A 16,489-nucleotide genomic window follows, 5' to 3' on the forward strand; every position below is an offset into this window, starting at 1 on the left:
CCGCCCTTCCAGAATTTCGCGTCCGTTGACCCGGTTTCCGGGTGTCAGCGCATGCCGCAGCACTGCACGAGGAACAAGGGATGTTCGCGCCGGCCAATCAAACTCACTTTGCCCTGACCATCGAAGGTCTTTCCAGCGACTTTCAGGTCTTTTCCCTGCAAGGTCGGGAAGCCATCAGCCAGCCTTTTGTGTTTGAGGTGGAGCTGGTCAGTGAACAGCCGTCCCTGGACCTCGAGACCCTGCTGCACAAACCGGCCTTCTTGCAGCTCTCGCCTGACGGCAGCGGCATCCATGGCCAGATCTATCGCGCCGCCCAGGGTGATTCCGGCAAACGCCTGACCCGCTACGCGGTGACCCTGCGCCCGCAACTGTCCTACCTCGCGCACCGCATCAACCAACGCATCTTCCAGAACCTTACGGTGCCGAAAATCATCGGCATGGTCCTTGAAGAGCACGGCATTCAAAGCAACGCCTATGAATTCAAAGTCGGGGCGATCTATCCCGAGCGCATCTACTGCGTTCAATACGATGAATCGGACCTGCAATTTGTCCAGCGCCTGTGCGAGGAAGAAGGTATCCATTACCACTTCCAGCACAGCGCCACGGCCCACAAACTGGTGTTCGGCGATGACCAGACGGTGTTCCCGAAACTCGCACCCGTGGCCTACCAGCAAGACTCCGGCATGGTCGCCAACAACCCGGTGATCAAGCGCTTCGACCTGCGCCTGGAAACCCGCACCAGCCGCACCACCCGCCGCGACTACGACTTCGAAAAGCCGCGCCTGACCCTCGAAAGCGAAAACCGCGGCGACGCCCTGCCCGACCTCGAAGACTACGACTACCCCGGTCGCTTCATCGACCGCGAGCGCGGCAAACACCTGGCCAAGCGCAACCTGGAACGCCACCGCAGCGACTTTCAGCTGGCCGAAGGCAAAAGCGATCAACCGTTGCTGGTCAGCGGCCACTTCCTGGCCCTGACCCAACACCCGAAAGCCAAATGGAACGACCTGTGGCTGCTGACCGAAGTCCTGCACGAAGGCAAACAGCCGCAAGTGCTGGAAGAGTCGGTGACCAGCGACACCACCCGCCTCAAGGGCGATTTCCACCAGGGTTACCGCAACCGCTTCCAGGCCACCCCGTGGGACGTGCCGAACCGCCCGCCGCTGACGCAGAAGAAGCCACGCATCCTCGGCAGCCAAAGCGCCGTGGTCACCGGGCCCAAGGGTGAAGAGATCCACTGCGACCAGTACGGCCGCGTCAAAGTGCAATTCCACTGGGACCGCGAAGGCCAGGCCGACGACAAGACCAGCTGCTGGCTGCGCGTCTCCTCCGCCTGGGCCGGCGCCCACTACGGCGGCATCGCCATCCCGCGGATCGGCATGGAAGTGCTCGTCACCTTCCTCGAAGGCGACCCCGACCAACCGCTGATCAGCGGCTGCCTGTACCACAAGGAAAACGTCGTCCCGTACCCGCTGCCGGCGAACAAAACCCGCAGCACCTTCAAAACCTTGAGTTCCAAGGGTGGTGGCGGCTTCAACGAACTGCGCATCGAAGACAAGAAAGGCCAGGAACAAATCTTCCTGCACGCCCAGCGCGACTGGGACGAGAACGTCGAGCACGACCAGAAAATCCGCGTCGGCAACGAACGCCACGACACCGTCGAGCAAAACAGCTACAGCGAATTCAAGGCCGAAGAACACCACACCGTCTACGCCGACCGCAAAGTCGAGGCCCGCGCCAACGACCACCTGACCGTGGGTGTGAACCAGCACATCAAGATCGGCACCGGTCAGTTCATTGATGCTGGACAGGAGATTCACCTGAGCAGCGGCATGAAAGTCGTGCTTGAAGCGGGCAGTGAACTGACACTGATCGGCGGTGGCAGCTTTATCAAGATCGATGACGGCGGCGTGACCATGAGCGGGCCGGTGATCAACATGAACTCCGGAGGTGGGCCGGGTAGCGGGACGGGGGCGGTGCCGTTGTTGCCGGGGGTGTTGAAGCAGGCGGATGCGGATAAGGCTGGGCAATTGTTGGTGCCGGCACAGCGGCAAGCGTTGATGCAGAAGAAGCCGATCTGCGCGATCTGCGAGAAGGCCAAACTGGAGGCGCAAAATGCTTAAGTCCGATTGTCCCCTGGAAAATGGGTTGCCTCAAGGATTGCCGTGGAATGGCACGGTCGGTTTGCTGCTGGATGGCGTCAGCGTCGAAAAACTGCCCCAGCACCTTTATCAATGGTCAGACGATCCGATTTTTGAGCCGCTCTACCTCGGTACCCCGTGGGCTGAATTGGGTGACGTTTCGCCGTGTCTGGTTCAGATAAAAGCGCAAAACAATCCCATCCTCGCGAAATTTCTAGCTGAGTCCCGCCAGGAATGGGGCTACCTGGTGTTCAGCGATCAACCCTGGGCACAAATGGTCGAGCACTTCCGCTGGCTGACCAGCGTCATGCACCCTCAGGGTGAAGAAGTCCTGCTGCGCGTCGCCGACCCTGCCGTCGCTCACGCATTGCTCAGCCACGCCGAGAGCATCAAGGACCCTACCCTGTTCGGCCCTTGCTCGCAGATCGTCGCCGCCGACGCGGCGCTGGGCTGCTGGCACATCAACCAGCGACCGGGCAAAGCCCCCGAGCCCAACCACAGCAAACGCTACCGCTTGAGCGACGAGCAACTCAGCCAACTGGACGAAGTGAATTTCCGAAGCATCGTCCTGCGCCTCGACCAACACATGCACGAATACTTTCCGACCTATCAGGCACAATCGACGCCGTTGCAGCGTTGGGAACATCTGCACGCAATGGCATCGACCTCGTATGATTGCGGCTTCAACACCGAACTCGACATCACACTTTATGCCAACATTCACGGGTTTCTCGGTGAGCGAGCGCTGGAGGAACATCCCGACCTGGATACGGTACTCAAGACCCCATCGGAACAAACACCCGCTCAACGACTCGAACGGGTCGCTGATATTGCCCAGGAACGGGCTGAAACCCCGCTAAGGAGCCAAGGATGACAACGCCAACATCGACCGGCAAAAGCCCGAACAACGTTGCAAAAAGCCGGGACGACGGCAAGTGTGCCATGGGCGGCTGCTCGCTGATGAAGGCTAAAATCCAGCTCATCCCACTGCGTTACGGTCTGGTCGAACGACTCGACCCGTCCAGCGCACTGGCGATGCCGTACAAAACCACTTCTCGCCCACTAGGCATTCGCTTGATGCGCGACGGATGGCTCTACATCATCGTCGATAAAAAACCTCAAGCCGTCATGCACGAATACCGAATCCAGAACGGCATCGTGACCCAACTGCTATGGGAAAAAGGCGAAATCACCGCAAACACACGCGAAAGCAACGTGGGCGAAGCCGTGCTGGTCTTCCCGCGTCTGAGCAAGCTCTACGTCAACTACTCCGAGGTGCAATGGACCGCCGCCAAATGCGCGCAGGTCATCAAGCACAAGTCCGAGCGTGAGTACTTCATGCAAAAGGTCGATCTCACCAATGCAGATCCTGAGAAAGGCGCAGCTAATCTACTGACTCCAAGTCAGGCGGAAAAGTGGATTGCGGAGATTGCGGAACAGCCGAGTAAAGAGCCGGCGGTTACGGGTGCCAAGCCTGAGGAGAGCAAAGACTATCTGTGGGAGCAAACACCTCACTTCAAAAAAACTCAGTTGGGTGCGCTCAAAAAGCAAGTAAAGGCAGAAAATGAGCGTGACCATCTTTACTTGGTCGTACAGGATGACTTGGGCGTGTTGCGCGATCTCGCTGAGCATCAGGATTTGGTCACTGGCTGGATCAGTGACTGGAGTGACGCTGAGGCCAATCAAAAGAAGTATGTGTTTGGCTGTTATATCGAGTCGCTATATAGGGTAACCGGCGATACGATACTTAAAGCCGCTCAAGGCGATCCGCGCTTTGCCGAACTCAAGGACGAAACCACCGAAGAACAGCGACAGTCCATCGTCGATTACGTCAATATCAAAAACCAAACTCATTATTCAGGTGCGGGTACACAGCGTGGTGCTGTCGCAGCTTCAAAGTTGCGTATGCGCACAAGTCTTGGCACTTTGTACACCAAGTATGAAGACTTGATCGATTCTATTGACGACAATGCAGATGATGCGCTAGATGGTGCAAAAATGGGGCAAGACGGCATCAATGACCTAATTGATCGCCCCGCTATGGAAGCTTTCCTGAAACAGCAACGAACTCAACTCAGCCGCTGGAACAGGCGATTGGACTTGATCACAGATGACCGAGTCAAATTAGCAAGCGAAAAACGCTTCCATCGCTCCGCCTGGTACTTCGACTCTAAGCTGTCTAATCAAATAGAAACATCTTTAGCCACTGAATATGCATGCTTGAAAGATATTTGCCGAACAGACAAGGCGACTGATGCGATCGCAGAGCTGATCGAAAAACAACCCGGCTTTACAGTACCTACATTCTTCACCCTGAGCCTTACAGATCAAAAAGATTTTTACGCGAAGATGAGCTCGATTGTAAAAACCGTACGCGATATCCCTCTTTCCACTGGTGACTACAAGGGAATAAAGGATCTTAGTGTCGAGTTCAAAAAACTATTGAATCAAGACCTTCCCGCAGCAATGAACCTCAGCGAAGACGGCATAACTTTCGACCAAACAAGAAGCACTGCATACGAACCAGCCAAACAACTTCGATTAGCGAACGCCCTTGAAGAGGCCATGCAAAGCGTGCGCAGTGGCCAGCCCATTGATCCAGCGAAAGTTCTACGCCACATTCCCGGTGCAGCGTGGATTGACGTACTAAGAACTTTCGGCAAACAAGGGATGACCTTGGAGTTCGCGTCGGCGGAACAAGCTCGAGCGTATAAAGCGGATTCAGAAAAAGCCGGCGAGATTCGTAAAAAAATGGCTTCGCTAAAAAACGAAATCAAGCAGATGCTGGCGAATGAACGTAAGGGTAAAGCACCTAAAGGCAGTCATCGTGCATTGATTGCACAACGCAAATCCATTCAACAGATGCTCCCTCCCCTGGAAGCAAGCATTGCTTCCGCTATGAGGCTGGTAGGTGAAGGGCCCAGCAAAATCGGATTAAAGATTAAGGGCCTGACCAGCGCACAAGAAGTCGAGTTCCACCGTATGGCAGAAGACTATCGATTAAACCGCCCGGACAAAGTGAAAGGTCTTGGAAAAGATATATTCAAATCGGCAGGTGGAGATATTTTCGCGTCAGCGGTCATGGTAGTTCAAATCATGAGCTTTCTAACTGTTCAGTCGGAGTTCTCTCGTAAAAAAGATGTTGATTTTTCTGACAAACTAGCAGTAACAAACTCATTTTTCTCAATGCTAGGCGGGATATTTGCTGCCGCTCAAGGGATATCGATAACAACCTTAACAGCAGCGCAACGCAATTACTCAAGCGCGGCCGGAAAAATCAAATTGGCGGCGCGTTTTGGCAGACTCACAGGTGGACTGGGATTAGCCGCGTATGGGTTTGGAGCGTCGGCCGCAGCGATTAGCTTGTATGGAGAGAAAGGTTCAGTAGTCAAATGGACAGAAGCGTTAAGATCAGGTGACGGGGGCAAACTGGCTGGTGCTTCTATGACTCTTGTTGGAGATTCTGGACAACTTGCTGTTAATGGTTGGGCAACGGTTCGTACGGGCCAATATATGTACGAGGCCGCGTCTAAAGTCAGCGAAGCGAGAGCAGTTGCGTGGGCAACAGCAGGTGGCAGAGTCCTCAGCGTGGCGGCACGTGCAAATTTGATCGGACTTGGACTCACAATTTTGCAGCTCGGCGGTGAGTGGATCTACAACCATTACAACAAATCAGAATTGGACAAATGGTTACAGCAAGGTGCATGGGGTAAAAAAAGTCTGCAGCGCCCACTGGAAGTGGATCGCCTGCAATTGGCAGACATTACTGCGGCACCTCAAGTAGGCTTAAAAAATATTAATGGCCAACCAATGGCTGTGATTAGTATTCCGGGTATCACGACTAGTGAGTTAGACCACGTAAGTTTCGAACTAGAGGCATACTGGCTAAACAACTCACCCCATTACAAATGGGAACCGTGGACCGAGCCAATGGTATATCAACTAAATCTTCTCAGCACTCCCGACGAACCACTTAAAATAGGTCTTGAGATTTTTCAACACGAAGCTAATGCGATGCACGGGTTAGCTATTAAACTGCGCTATCATCCTCTCGCTGGAAATAGCGCAATCCGTGAGAAATTCTTTCAGACAATGACGCTTAACGCAGGGAAAGAAAAAACGATTCCTTCTATTCCCGCCTTACGCGTCCGCAATGCCAGTGCGCCATCATTGGTCGTGACTACTGATCTTCTCAACGTGCCTGGCCCCACCCAACGCCCCGGTAAAATTTGATGCCTTTACAGAACCAATTACCTCGTGACGATATGCTTGGACTGAGCAAAAAAAGACCAGTATCCGGTGAAACACGTAGTTTTTTGACTGGAGAGGCTGTTTTCCTTTCTCCACTTCCCGTACCTACGGGTAGCACTCCAATGGATCTGGGCGGTAGCTTCATCGAGGTCAATGAGACCTATCTCGATGTAGGTAGCAGCAACTTTGGCAAGGCATTTCAGGCAAGAGCGATGATCGGCCTTTGTATGGGCTTTGTAATTGCATGTCTATTAGTTTTACCGACGATCATGGGATTTTCGACCTTCAACAACCCTTTTGGCCGTGATTTTTCCTGGTACTTCAGCGAGTTCTTTGAGTCGGGTTTATATATTTCAGGATGGGGAGGAACAGCGTTCGCGGCCCTTGGTCTGTACGTCGTCATAAGCACGACACGAAAAAAATCTCAAACCCGTCCTATACGCTTCAACAGGCAACGCCGTGAGGTCTGTTTTTTCGCGGACGGGTCTGATGAGCCTGTGATTCAGCCATGGGAAGGGATGGTGTCCTGGCTCTCGGTCAGCACTGGAGTCACCGGTGTAGGCGTCATTAGCACTTATACATTCGGCATGGCTTTCGACGATCTAAAAGCCGATACGGTGCATTTTGTAAACCAAGGTGTAATGACCCCAACTCATGGTTTGAGTAAGTGGGAAGCGATCCGCCTCTACATGGAGAAGGGACCGCAATACTGCCCGAATAAAGCACCTTACGAGGGTCGCCATACTTTCGATCAAGAACGTGCAAATATGCACGAGGAGTACCAACACAACGAGCGTTCCGCTCTGAGCATTGGCTGGTGGTATTTTTCTCATGCAATCACTTTGTGGCGCTTTCCGTACTGGGTAGCGGAATGGGATCATCGTTTCAGCATGAAATCTCTACCTGCATCCATTGCCGAATGGTCCAAATCTTTGCCCTCTGAAAAATGGGCCAAACCCAGCGCCGCTCTAAAAGAACAAAGCATGAAGATCGAAAAAGCCTTTGCGCAAGGGCAAGACTTCATGACGTACTTTAAGGCCAACCTAAAGGAAGCCAAGGCAGAAGAATCAAAAAATTATTAAATGGAGTTGATTAGCCGTGTCCACGCATGAATACAGTCGACTACCCCGCCGGAGAATTTGGATTCAGGTCCGGCGTAAAGTAAACGTCGACGACGGCCACTGGCTTAAGAGTATGACCTGCAAGACCGCCTGATCACTGATCACTGATCACTGATCACTGATCACTGATCACTGATCACTGAACACTGAACACTGAACACTGAACACCAAGGCTGGGGCACCACGCGTTACGAGTACGACAAACTCGGCCAACTGAGCCACTGCCGCCTCCCCGACGGCAGCAAGCTCGACTACCGCCACCAATCCGGTGGTCGCCTGAGCAGCATCGACCTCAACGGCTCGCGCCTGACGACTCACCAGTTCAGCGCCGGCCGCGAGCAGCAACGTCAACAAGGCCTGCTGCTCAGCCAATACCATTACGACGAACAAGGCCGCCTGCAAGCTCATAGCGTCAACCAGCAGGATCGCAACCTGTTCCAGCGTCGCTACGCTTACGATGCCAACGGTAACCTCGCCGGCATCGATGACAGCCGAAAAGGCAATCGTAGCTATCATTACGACCCGCTCGACCGGCTGATCAACGTTCGTGCCACCGCGCCGGAAAGTTTCGCCCATGACCCGGCAGGCAACCTGCTCGGCCAAGGTGATCAGCAGGCTGCAAGCCTGGCCAACGTCAAAGGTAACCGCCTGCTGATGCAGGGTGATCGACATTACGACTACGACGCCTATGGCAATTTGAGCCTTGAGCGCCGCGGCACCGGGCAAAAGCTCGTCACCGAATACCGCTACGACTGCCAACACCGCCTCATCGGCGTCAGCCTCTCCCCAGCGGCAGCATCGCAAGCTACAAGTACGACGCCTTCGGCCGCCGTATCGCCAAAACCGTCGACAGCCAACCACAGAGTTCCTGTGGCAAGGCGAATGCCTCATCGCCGAAAGCGCCAACAACCGCTATTGCAGCTACATCTACGAGCCGGGCTCCTTCCGGCCCTTGGCGATGCTCGATGGCGAAGGCCCGCTCAAAGCCGAGCCGTTCTACTACCAACTCGACCACCTCGGTACCCCACAAGAACTCACCGACTACAGCGGCGAGATCATGTGGTCGGCGAAATACCGCGCCTACGGCAACCTCGCCTCCCTCGACGTCGCCGAAATCGAAAACCCGCTGCGCTTCCAGGGGCAGTACTTCGATGGGGAGACGGGCTTACATTACAACCGGCATCGCTACTACAATCCGGGCACTGGACGGTATCTGACGCCGGATCCGATCAAGCTTGCGGGTGGGTTGAATAACTACCAGTACGTGCCTAACCCTACGGGGTGGGTGGATCCGCTGGGGTTGAGTTCGGGGTGTCCGGGGCCTGATTGCAAGCTGCCCAATAATTCGGCAAATGCAACGAAACCCGATAGCATTCCGATGTCTCAGGCTAAGTACGATGAAGTGATTAACCTTGAAAAGGGAAATCGGCCTGCCGATACTCGTGAATATTTGCCGGAGCAATACGTAAACATGCACGAAGAAGCCTTCAAGAAATCAGGGAGGCTCCTTTGTCGTTATTGACGAATGGATTGAACGCTCCAGCTATCCAACATTCCCTCCTAGGAAATTTGTAGGATTGCCCTCCGAAATGGACAATGTGGTTGCTAAGTACAAAGCTAGTGGTGGTAATTGGGAAGTGCTCAACAGGGAGCTCAATCTTGGCTCTGCAGACCTTTCATCTGCCAAAATCTATCTCGTCAAAATCAAGCCTGATGATCCTAGATTTAAATATGAAATTCCAAATGGCAATGAAGCAGGTGCTTATCCAAAAGAATGGGTGCCTGGAGGCGAGACAAAAAGTGGAACAAAGGAAGCAGCTCTGATTGGATCTGAAAAAATCAATCACGGAGCGGACATTAATAAACTTTTGAGACAATTTGATGACTGGGAACAACTTCAATGATCAGCAATTTTGAAATAGCGTTAAACAGAGATGAATTCCCAGAATACTTCAGAGGTATCGGCATTTATTTCACAAAAGATCCTGACTGGGGAACTCAGTTACACATCATTAACTGGCAAGGACTTTGCGGCTTTCTCAAGACACAAAAAATCCAGCGTCAGTTCTAAAAAATGCATTTGAAAAATACGTAACGACTGTAAAAAGCACCGTAGAAGACGCGAACGATCTTCTCGAAAATATAGGGTGCTATTACTACATGCGAAAAAAAGCCCCAGCTTTATCGGAAGATGGATTTGACCTAATCAGGGATATGTCTAGCAAGGAAAAACTGACAATATCTAAATGTATGGAATTCCTGCGCCAAGAAATAAACAAAACGACGAACGCACAGGACATCGAGCTTTACAACAGGCAACTATCAAAGCTGATTAATGATGGCGGACCAACTGATTTAGAGAATCTTTAACAATAAAAATCTCCGAAAAAGCGGTTAAATAGACGGATTTATTTCATGACAGGAGCCTACCGATGCCTTATTCCGAACTGAAAAATGCAATTCAGCGTGCCGGCTTCACCATTAGCGAATTCTCGGACCAGCGAGTATTTTTCGGCTGCTGGTCACTCACTGTCGAAGGTTATGGACATAGCTACTTGATCGTCAACGAAGGACGTGAGGGTTGGATGATGTTCTATCTTAAGGAGTCAGGTGGGGCATTTATTGAGCTGGATAAAAAAGAATCTGCCTGGATGGACGACATTGACAGGGCGACCCAATGCCTTATCTGGCTTTCCGGCTCCCGCCTACCTCAGGAGTCCAAGGTCCGAAATTATTACGTAATTGCCGAAAAGGATCTTGTACCGGAGCTCCCCCATAGTTCTGAGTGGCCAAAGTTGATCGGGTATTGTTACGCCGATGACTATTTTCTTTTTTTTGAAGGCAAGGGACATGGATTGGGTGGATCTGCTGTCCCAGCTCACAAGGCCAATAATGCTGAATGGTTGAAACTTTTCTCTGCGTTAAATGCAGAATGGTTCTTAGAGTTACTGGAAACTTCCCGGTTCGCGTCGGAAGAAGCATTTACCCTGGCACTGACCGCCAAAATTGGCTCGCTTGAAGCTCGGAAATATTAAGAAAAATTTAGTGTTCAAGCACGCCTGTATCCGCTTCTACAGGCACAAATTTAAACAACAAAAAACGTGAGATCTTATGATCACCCGTTTTTCATCCATTCACCACCAACAAACTCTCCCCAACCTCATACTTAACAACCACCCGATTTCTATAAAGCCGCTCATTCCCCAACACCTCACTCCCTTGCCCCTTACTCCTAACCTCCCGCCAAATCTCATTCTCCCGAAACACCCTACCCCCCTCGCGCAAAAACCGATGCCCAACCTGGTAAACGTGATACCGAAACTCCCGCACCCGATCACACAACAATTCCCCCTCCAACTGCTGCTCACCAACCTTCAACTTCAACTGAAAATGCCGATCCGTCGGGTTATGCAATACCAGATCAACGTAGTTATAAAAAATCGCCGCCCCTGAACCGAACGGCAGCACCCGTCCTTCATCAGGAAACGGATCGAAGCTGTGGTTCGAGCGTTCAACCACCACCAGCGGCGAGTGAATGGCCATCCAGTGGATGAGGTTGCTCAGTTGGCAGATGCCGCCGCCGATGCCGCTGCGGGCTTCACCAAATGACAGTTCCATGCCTTCGACGTAACCGCGTTTGCGGGTCGGTCGGCCGACCAGGTGGCAGAAGGAAAAGTATTCGCCGGGCGCGATGACTATGCCGTTTATTGATGAGACGGCCAGTTTGAGGTTGATGACTTTGTTGTGTTGCAGCGCAATATCGGAGTTGCCGAGTTTACGTATCAGCTTGGAGGTGTGTTTGAGGTAGCGAAACGGCAAGCGGGATTCGGTGTTGATCGATACGGCGTATTGCCGACTGGAGAAGCGCCAGGCTATTTGCCGAAACAGTCTTTTTTGCCACACGCGCAGCCAGTAGAGGGCCGGGTGATAAAGGGAGAGTGGTTTCATCCGTGTCAGAACGGCGGCGGCCGCTTTCATCCTTTTCTGAAAAATGCCGCGCATCTTATCGTATTGCTGCGGGTGAGTATCGTACCCGGGAGGTGTTCGCCCAGTGTAATGGCCTCGGCAATCCATGCACTGGTAAAGAGCCCTGCCACTGGGCGAACGGGAAGTATTTTAATAGAAGTTGGCGAAGTTGTCCGTACACATAATCATGAAATTTATCGATACAACATTAATTAAATGTCATCTTAAATATTATTTGTACGACAACAAAAACTCACCAGTTCGACCATTAAAACTGATTGTTCTTATACAAAAAAACTGTACGAGAACAATCAATATATAGAGCTAATACTCAACTTCAGTGTTTGCTGGTCACTGTGAGGATATCGGTGTAGGTCACGACGACACTCTGTCCAACTTTCAGGTCTTTCAATTTTGCTTGAACTTCGGGCCGTACAACGTCGATGGTTTTGGACTGACCAGCAGGGTTTTCGAAGGTCAGCTGGTTCTTCTTCAGGTCGATTTTGGTGATTTTCAGCTGAACCTGCACCTGACGGTAGGCTTCGCCGCCCGGGTTGTCACTGCCGGGGGCGGCTCGGACTTCTCCGGTGCGCTCGACAGTGCCTGGCAGGCCTTTGTCGACATCGGTGTCGAGGTAGGCGGCGACAGCGCTGGTGACCTTCACGTCGACTTGATCGCCGACTTTCAGGTTATCGAGGTTTTTCGCCTTTTCAGTCAGTTGCACATGGACCTGGCGACCTTCCGGCCCTTCCAGGACGACCCGGTGATTCGCCGCATCGACCGATACGACTTTGGTGGTGACCTGATCCGCTTCCACAACGGCCGACAGCGGAATGTCCGCAGCCATGGCGCCAAGGCTGCCGGTGGAAAGCAAGGTGGCGAGGGTGATGGCTTTGGTCAGTGCGTGAAGTTTCATAGGCGGTACATTCCCTGTGATGAATGGCAGCAGACGGCTCTGGCCCGAGGGTCAGCGCCGACTGTGCAACTCAGCATAGACGCAGTTCAGGGAGTTTTTGCAGTTTCTTGCGCGGTGGATTCGCCGCTTTGCGTGCCCTTGCCGCTTTCCTTGCGCCGGGTCGGATCGGTGGGACGCAGGGCGTCGTTGTCGCGCTCGACTTCGCCCGGTGGTCGCGGCTCATCGGGATGTTCAGCGGTGTCGGGGGATTAGGGTTTCATGGTGGTTCTCCTCAGGCTTCGGGGTCATCGACTTCTTGGGCGACGTTCACCGCGGGCGAGTCTTTATGGGATTGCTCGGCCTTTGCCTTCAAGGCCTGCCATTGTTCCAGGTCGATGGCGCCCTGCCCCAGCAAATCGTCGGCCACCCGCAGCAGTTCGCTGTAATGGGCATCGGGGGATTGCTGCCAGTAGGCCTTGTCTTCGAACAGGCGCTGCCAGGCATCGAGGTCGGGTGGTTTGAGGTCTTCGCTCATGACGGGCTCCATTGAACGGACTTGTTAACTTAGGAGGCCGTCGCCGAACCGAGAGTTCCGACTCAATACCCGGTCATTTCGAGGTAGCCGGTGCCGCCGTTGAATTGCACCGGGCCTTCCCAGTAAGGAATGCGCAAATCCATCCAGGCATTGGGGTTGAGCGCGCTGATGGAGATGTCGAGGTGTTTGGCAGGGATCTTGATCGACCAGCGCACCGGCATATCACGCCCGGCAACTTTGGCGGTGTCCTGCGGTGTGAGGCTGATGTCGGAAGCATCCAATGACTGAGTCTGGCCTTGGGCATCAATCCAGGTGCCGGTGAGGTAAGGCGCGCCGTCCTTTTGCCGCATGCGGTAAAGCATGACCTGTTCGCCGCTGTCCAGGTGCAGCGAAAACCAGTCCCAACCCGTTTGATTGGCAGTCAACGGCTGGCTGCTCCATTCCCGATCAAGCCACGCCGGACCGCTGACCTGATAAGTCTTGCCATCAATCTCCAGCGCACCACTGGCCTGGAAAAACGGCTGGCTGTAGTAATACGACGCCTGCCCCTGTTCGGATTTCTGACTGAAACCCTTGTCACCCTGAAGCACCAGCGGACGGGTGGACGTCAGCCGCAGTTGGTAGCTGAAGCCCTTGTCCCGCGCGCTGAGTTGCAGATCCGCCAAGGCATCGGAACCCTGGCTACTGAAGTGCCAATCGTCGATCCAGGCAGTGAACGGTGCGAGGCTCACGCCCGCCTGACCCACGCCGCCACGGGCGTAGCGTTCGGCCGCGTGATGGGCGGTTGCCGACGTCACAGCGGCATGTCCCAGCCAAATGGTCTGATTGCCCCAGCCAGGCTGCTCCGGAACAGCTTTCAATGCGCTGCGAAACAATGTCCATTGCACGCCAAACTCGCGGCCCTGATCGTCCTTGAGATTGGCGGTGACGTACCACCATTCGATGCGAAAGCCATCGTGAGGACCGTGGTCTGCCGGAAAGCTGAATTCCCGGCCCGGCACCACCGGTGTGAATACGGAGGCATCTCCCCCAAGACCTGCGAAGCCCTTTTCGTCAGGCGCCGTGTTGTCGCAGCCGCTCAACAACGCCAATAGCAACAAGCCGACCTTAATCCTCATGCGCAAACGTCCTCAGCAGGTCCGCCGGTTGCGTGCGGTACAGCGAATACAGCGGCCACGCCGACGCCAGTAATGTCGCGAGCAACGCCAGCCCCATCAACTGCACCAGCTGCAACGGAAACACCCGCAACGGCAATCGCCAGCCGAACGCCTGCACGTTGATCACCGTGTCCAGGCACCACGCCAAGGCAATTCCCAACGGCAACGCCAGCACCAGTGTCAGCACCGCCAGCAGCCAGGTTTGTCCGAGGTTGAGCAGCATCAACTGTCGACGCGTCACGCCCAGCGCCCACAGTGGCGCGAGCTGGCCGAGACGGCTTTGGCTCTGGGTCAGCAGGCTGATGAACAGCGCCACGCCAGCGACGGCCAACGTCAGGCTATTGAGCGCGGCGGTGGCGGCGAAGGTGCGTTCGAAGACTTGCGTGGACCAACCCTTGAGCCGCGCCTGATCGACGATGCGGCTGTCGTCCAGGCTAAAACGGGCCTGCAGTGTTTTGAGGAACGGCGGAATCAGCGCCGGTTCGATGCGCAGGTTGAAACGATTGGGCGTGAGCTGTGGCCAGCCGCGCAGCAGATGGTTGGCGTTCACCAGAAGATGGCCCTTGGGATTGCCGTAGTCGGCGTAGATCCCGACGATCCGCGGCGACCACGGGCCGCCCGGCGTGGGGATGGTCAGGTGATCGCCGAGCCGCACCTTCAAGCGCCGGGCCAGTTGCTCGCTGAGCATCAGCGCATCGTCCTTGGCCAAGCGGTCCCAGGGGTTGTCGCCCAATGCTTCCAGCAATGGCCAATGCTGGCGATAGGTCGGGTGATCGATCACGCCGAAGATATCCGCCGGCCAGCCTTGTAGCTGGATCGACACTTGCCAGTTGGGCAGCACGGCGGTCAATGAAGGCTGCTGTTTGAGCCAGGTGTGCAGTTCTCGGGACTGGGCCGGATTTTGTGGATTGATGTAGAGCTCGGCGGTCAGGCGTTGTTCGAGCCAGTCGCTGAAGGTCTCGCGGAAACCGGCGGTCATGCTGCCGGCGCCGATGTTCGCCGCCAGTGCCAACAGCAGCGCCATCAGCGCCAGACTCAGCGCCGGCAATTGCTGACGGCAGTCGGCGAGAAACCATTGGCCGAGCACCGAATGACTGCGGCTCAACGCCAGGTTCAAGATCAGATTGAGCACCACCGGCAAGGCCAGCGCGGCGCCGACCAACAGCGCCGCCATCAGCACAAAACCACTGGCCAGGCTGTCACCCCAGAACAATGCGATAAGTGCGATGACCGCAGCCAGTGCCGCGACCCAACCCTGACGCCGCAACCAGCGCGCGTGCGCCTGATGCCAGGCTTGCGGATCGGCCAGGGCCAGCAACGGCAGACGCGCCGCCCGCAACAGACTGTTGGCACCAGCGAGCAGCGCGCCGAGCAGACTCAGGCCCACACCGCTGAACCACCACCACGGACTGAGGCTCAATTGCCCCGCCACTTCCGCGCCGTATAACCCTCGCAGGCTGGCGGCCACATCCGGCAACAGCACACTGGCCAGCAAGTAGCCGCTGGCGACGCCGGCAATCCCGCCGATCAGCGCCAATGCCCCAAGCTCAACCGCAAGACAGGTAATCAGCATACGAGCGCTGACCCCGCAGGCGCGCAGGGTTCTGAGCAATCCCCGGCGTTGCTCCAACGCCAGTCCGATCGCGGCGTGGACGATGAACAGGCCGACCACAAAGGACAGAAAGCCCAAAGCATCGAGGTTCAAATGAAAGCTTTCAGTCAGCCGCGAGAGATTGTTTTCTTCATCGCTGGTTTTGAGCTGCAACTGGCCTTTGTATTGATCGGGCAGTATCGCGCTGAAATCCTTGGGCAGCAGCAGGCGCGACAGTTGCTCCGGCAGGCCGAGAATCTGCTGCGCGAAGCCTATGTCCACCAGCAACATGCCAGGGGCCATGTCGGTCTGAACATGCAGCGGCGGCAATGCCACGCCGCTCACGCTCAGCGGTTGTTCACCTTCCTGCAGACCCAACGTCTGCAAGGTTTGCGGTGAAATCCAGGTGCGGCCCGGAGGGGTGAAAAATTCGACAATCTGCTCGATCGCCAACGACCGCCCCGCCACCGCCGAACCGGCCGGCAGCGACACCGGTTCGATGCCCATTAGCTGCAAACGTTGATCTTCATGGCCCTTGAGCGTCACCCGCCCTTGCAGCACGGGCGAGACCGGCCAGCCCGCGCGGCGCAGGTCGACAAACAGTTGCTGGGAGAAAGTCGCGCCACTCGGCGAGTTGAGGCTGGCCTGTGGTTCACCGCCGATCAACTGACTGGCTCGGGCATAGCTTTCCCGCGCCTGACTGTTCAGCGCCTCCACGCCGGTCAACAAACTGGTGGCGAGCCAGAGCCCGGTCAGCACACTGAAAAATTGCACCGGGTGCTGCCACCAATGGCTGAGCAGCACCCGCAGCGTTTCGCGAAAGACTCGCACC

At 55.0% G+C, this 16,489-nt stretch carries 12 protein-coding genes and 1 pseudogene; 8 read left to right on the forward strand and 5 right to left on the reverse strand.

From position 1 onward, the window contains the following. The first annotated feature begins 80 nt into the window (after positions 1–80). From ACA060_RS17725 to ACA060_RS17760, 8 genes and pseudogenes are all read left to right on the forward strand, one after another. A complete protein-coding gene (locus ACA060_RS17725) occupies positions 81–2,123 on the forward strand; it encodes a type VI secretion system Vgr family protein (protein WP_497312121.1) in 2,043 nt (680 codons plus the stop codon). Next, a complete protein-coding gene (locus ACA060_RS17730; protein ID WP_497312123.1) occupies positions 2,116–3,015 on the forward strand; it encodes a DUF4123 domain-containing protein in 900 nt (299 codons plus the stop codon). Before ACA060_RS17725 ends, ACA060_RS17730 begins: the two co-directional genes overlap by 8 nt. Next, complete coding sequence (locus ACA060_RS17735) at positions 3,012–6,374, forward strand: toxin VasX (protein ID WP_497312125.1); 3,363 nt, start codon at positions 3,012–3,014, stop codon at positions 6,372–6,374. The genes ACA060_RS17730 and ACA060_RS17735 overlap by 4 nt, the downstream gene beginning before the upstream one ends. Then, a complete protein-coding gene (locus ACA060_RS17740; RefSeq protein ID WP_497312127.1) occupies positions 6,374–7,474 on the forward strand; it encodes a DUF6708 domain-containing protein in 1,101 nt (366 codons plus the stop codon). Before ACA060_RS17735 ends, ACA060_RS17740 begins: the two co-directional genes overlap by 1 nt. 315 nt (positions 7,475–7,789) lie before the next feature. Beyond that, positions 7,790–8,834 (forward strand): annotated as a pseudogene (locus ACA060_RS17745) (RHS repeat domain-containing protein); the annotation flags it as partial. A 268-nt stretch (positions 8,835–9,102) separates the two neighbouring features. Continuing rightward, positions 9,103–9,417: a hypothetical protein gene (locus tag ACA060_RS17750; protein ID WP_497312129.1), complete on the forward strand. Its 315-nt coding sequence runs from the start codon at positions 9,103–9,105 to the stop codon at positions 9,415–9,417. Continuing rightward, positions 9,414–9,584, forward strand: coding sequence for a hypothetical protein (locus tag ACA060_RS17755; protein WP_497312131.1), 171 nt, complete (start codon positions 9,414–9,416; stop codon positions 9,582–9,584). Before ACA060_RS17750 ends, ACA060_RS17755 begins: the two co-directional genes overlap by 4 nt. Positions 9,585–9,945: 361 nt before the next feature. Next, a complete protein-coding gene (locus tag ACA060_RS17760) occupies positions 9,946–10,548 on the forward strand; it encodes a hypothetical protein (RefSeq protein ID WP_497312133.1) in 603 nt (200 codons plus the stop codon). 91 nt (positions 10,549–10,639) lie between these two features. On the opposite strand, the gene ACA060_RS17765 is transcribed toward ACA060_RS17760, so the two are convergent. From ACA060_RS17765 to ACA060_RS17785, 5 genes are all read right to left on the reverse strand, one after another. Then, positions 10,640–11,461 carry a VanW family protein gene (locus ACA060_RS17765; RefSeq protein WP_497318297.1) on the reverse strand — a complete coding sequence of 274 codons (822 nt, stop codon included), beginning with the start codon at positions 11,459–11,461 and terminating at the stop codon, positions 10,640–10,642. Positions 11,462–11,816: 355 nt separating this feature from the next. Next, positions 11,817–12,395, reverse strand: a complete 579-nt coding sequence (locus ACA060_RS17770) for a hypothetical protein (protein ID WP_497312135.1) — start codon at positions 12,393–12,395, stop codon at positions 11,817–11,819. A gap of 271 nt (positions 12,396–12,666) precedes the next feature. Next, complete coding sequence (locus tag ACA060_RS17775; protein ID WP_109632873.1) at positions 12,667–12,909, reverse strand: hypothetical protein; 243 nt, start codon at positions 12,907–12,909, stop codon at positions 12,667–12,669. 62 nt (positions 12,910–12,971) lie between these two features. Then, entirely contained in the window at positions 12,972–14,027 is a 1,056-nt protein-coding gene (locus ACA060_RS17780) for a lipocalin-like domain-containing protein (RefSeq protein WP_497312137.1), read from the reverse strand. Continuing rightward, positions 14,017–16,488, reverse strand: coding sequence for an ABC transporter permease (locus ACA060_RS17785; RefSeq protein WP_497312139.1), 2,472 nt, complete (start codon positions 16,486–16,488; stop codon positions 14,017–14,019). The genes ACA060_RS17780 and ACA060_RS17785 overlap by 11 nt, the downstream gene beginning before the upstream one ends. Position 16,489: the final 1 nt, after the last annotated feature.

The organism is Pseudomonas sp. LBUM1671 (assembly GCF_059695685.1).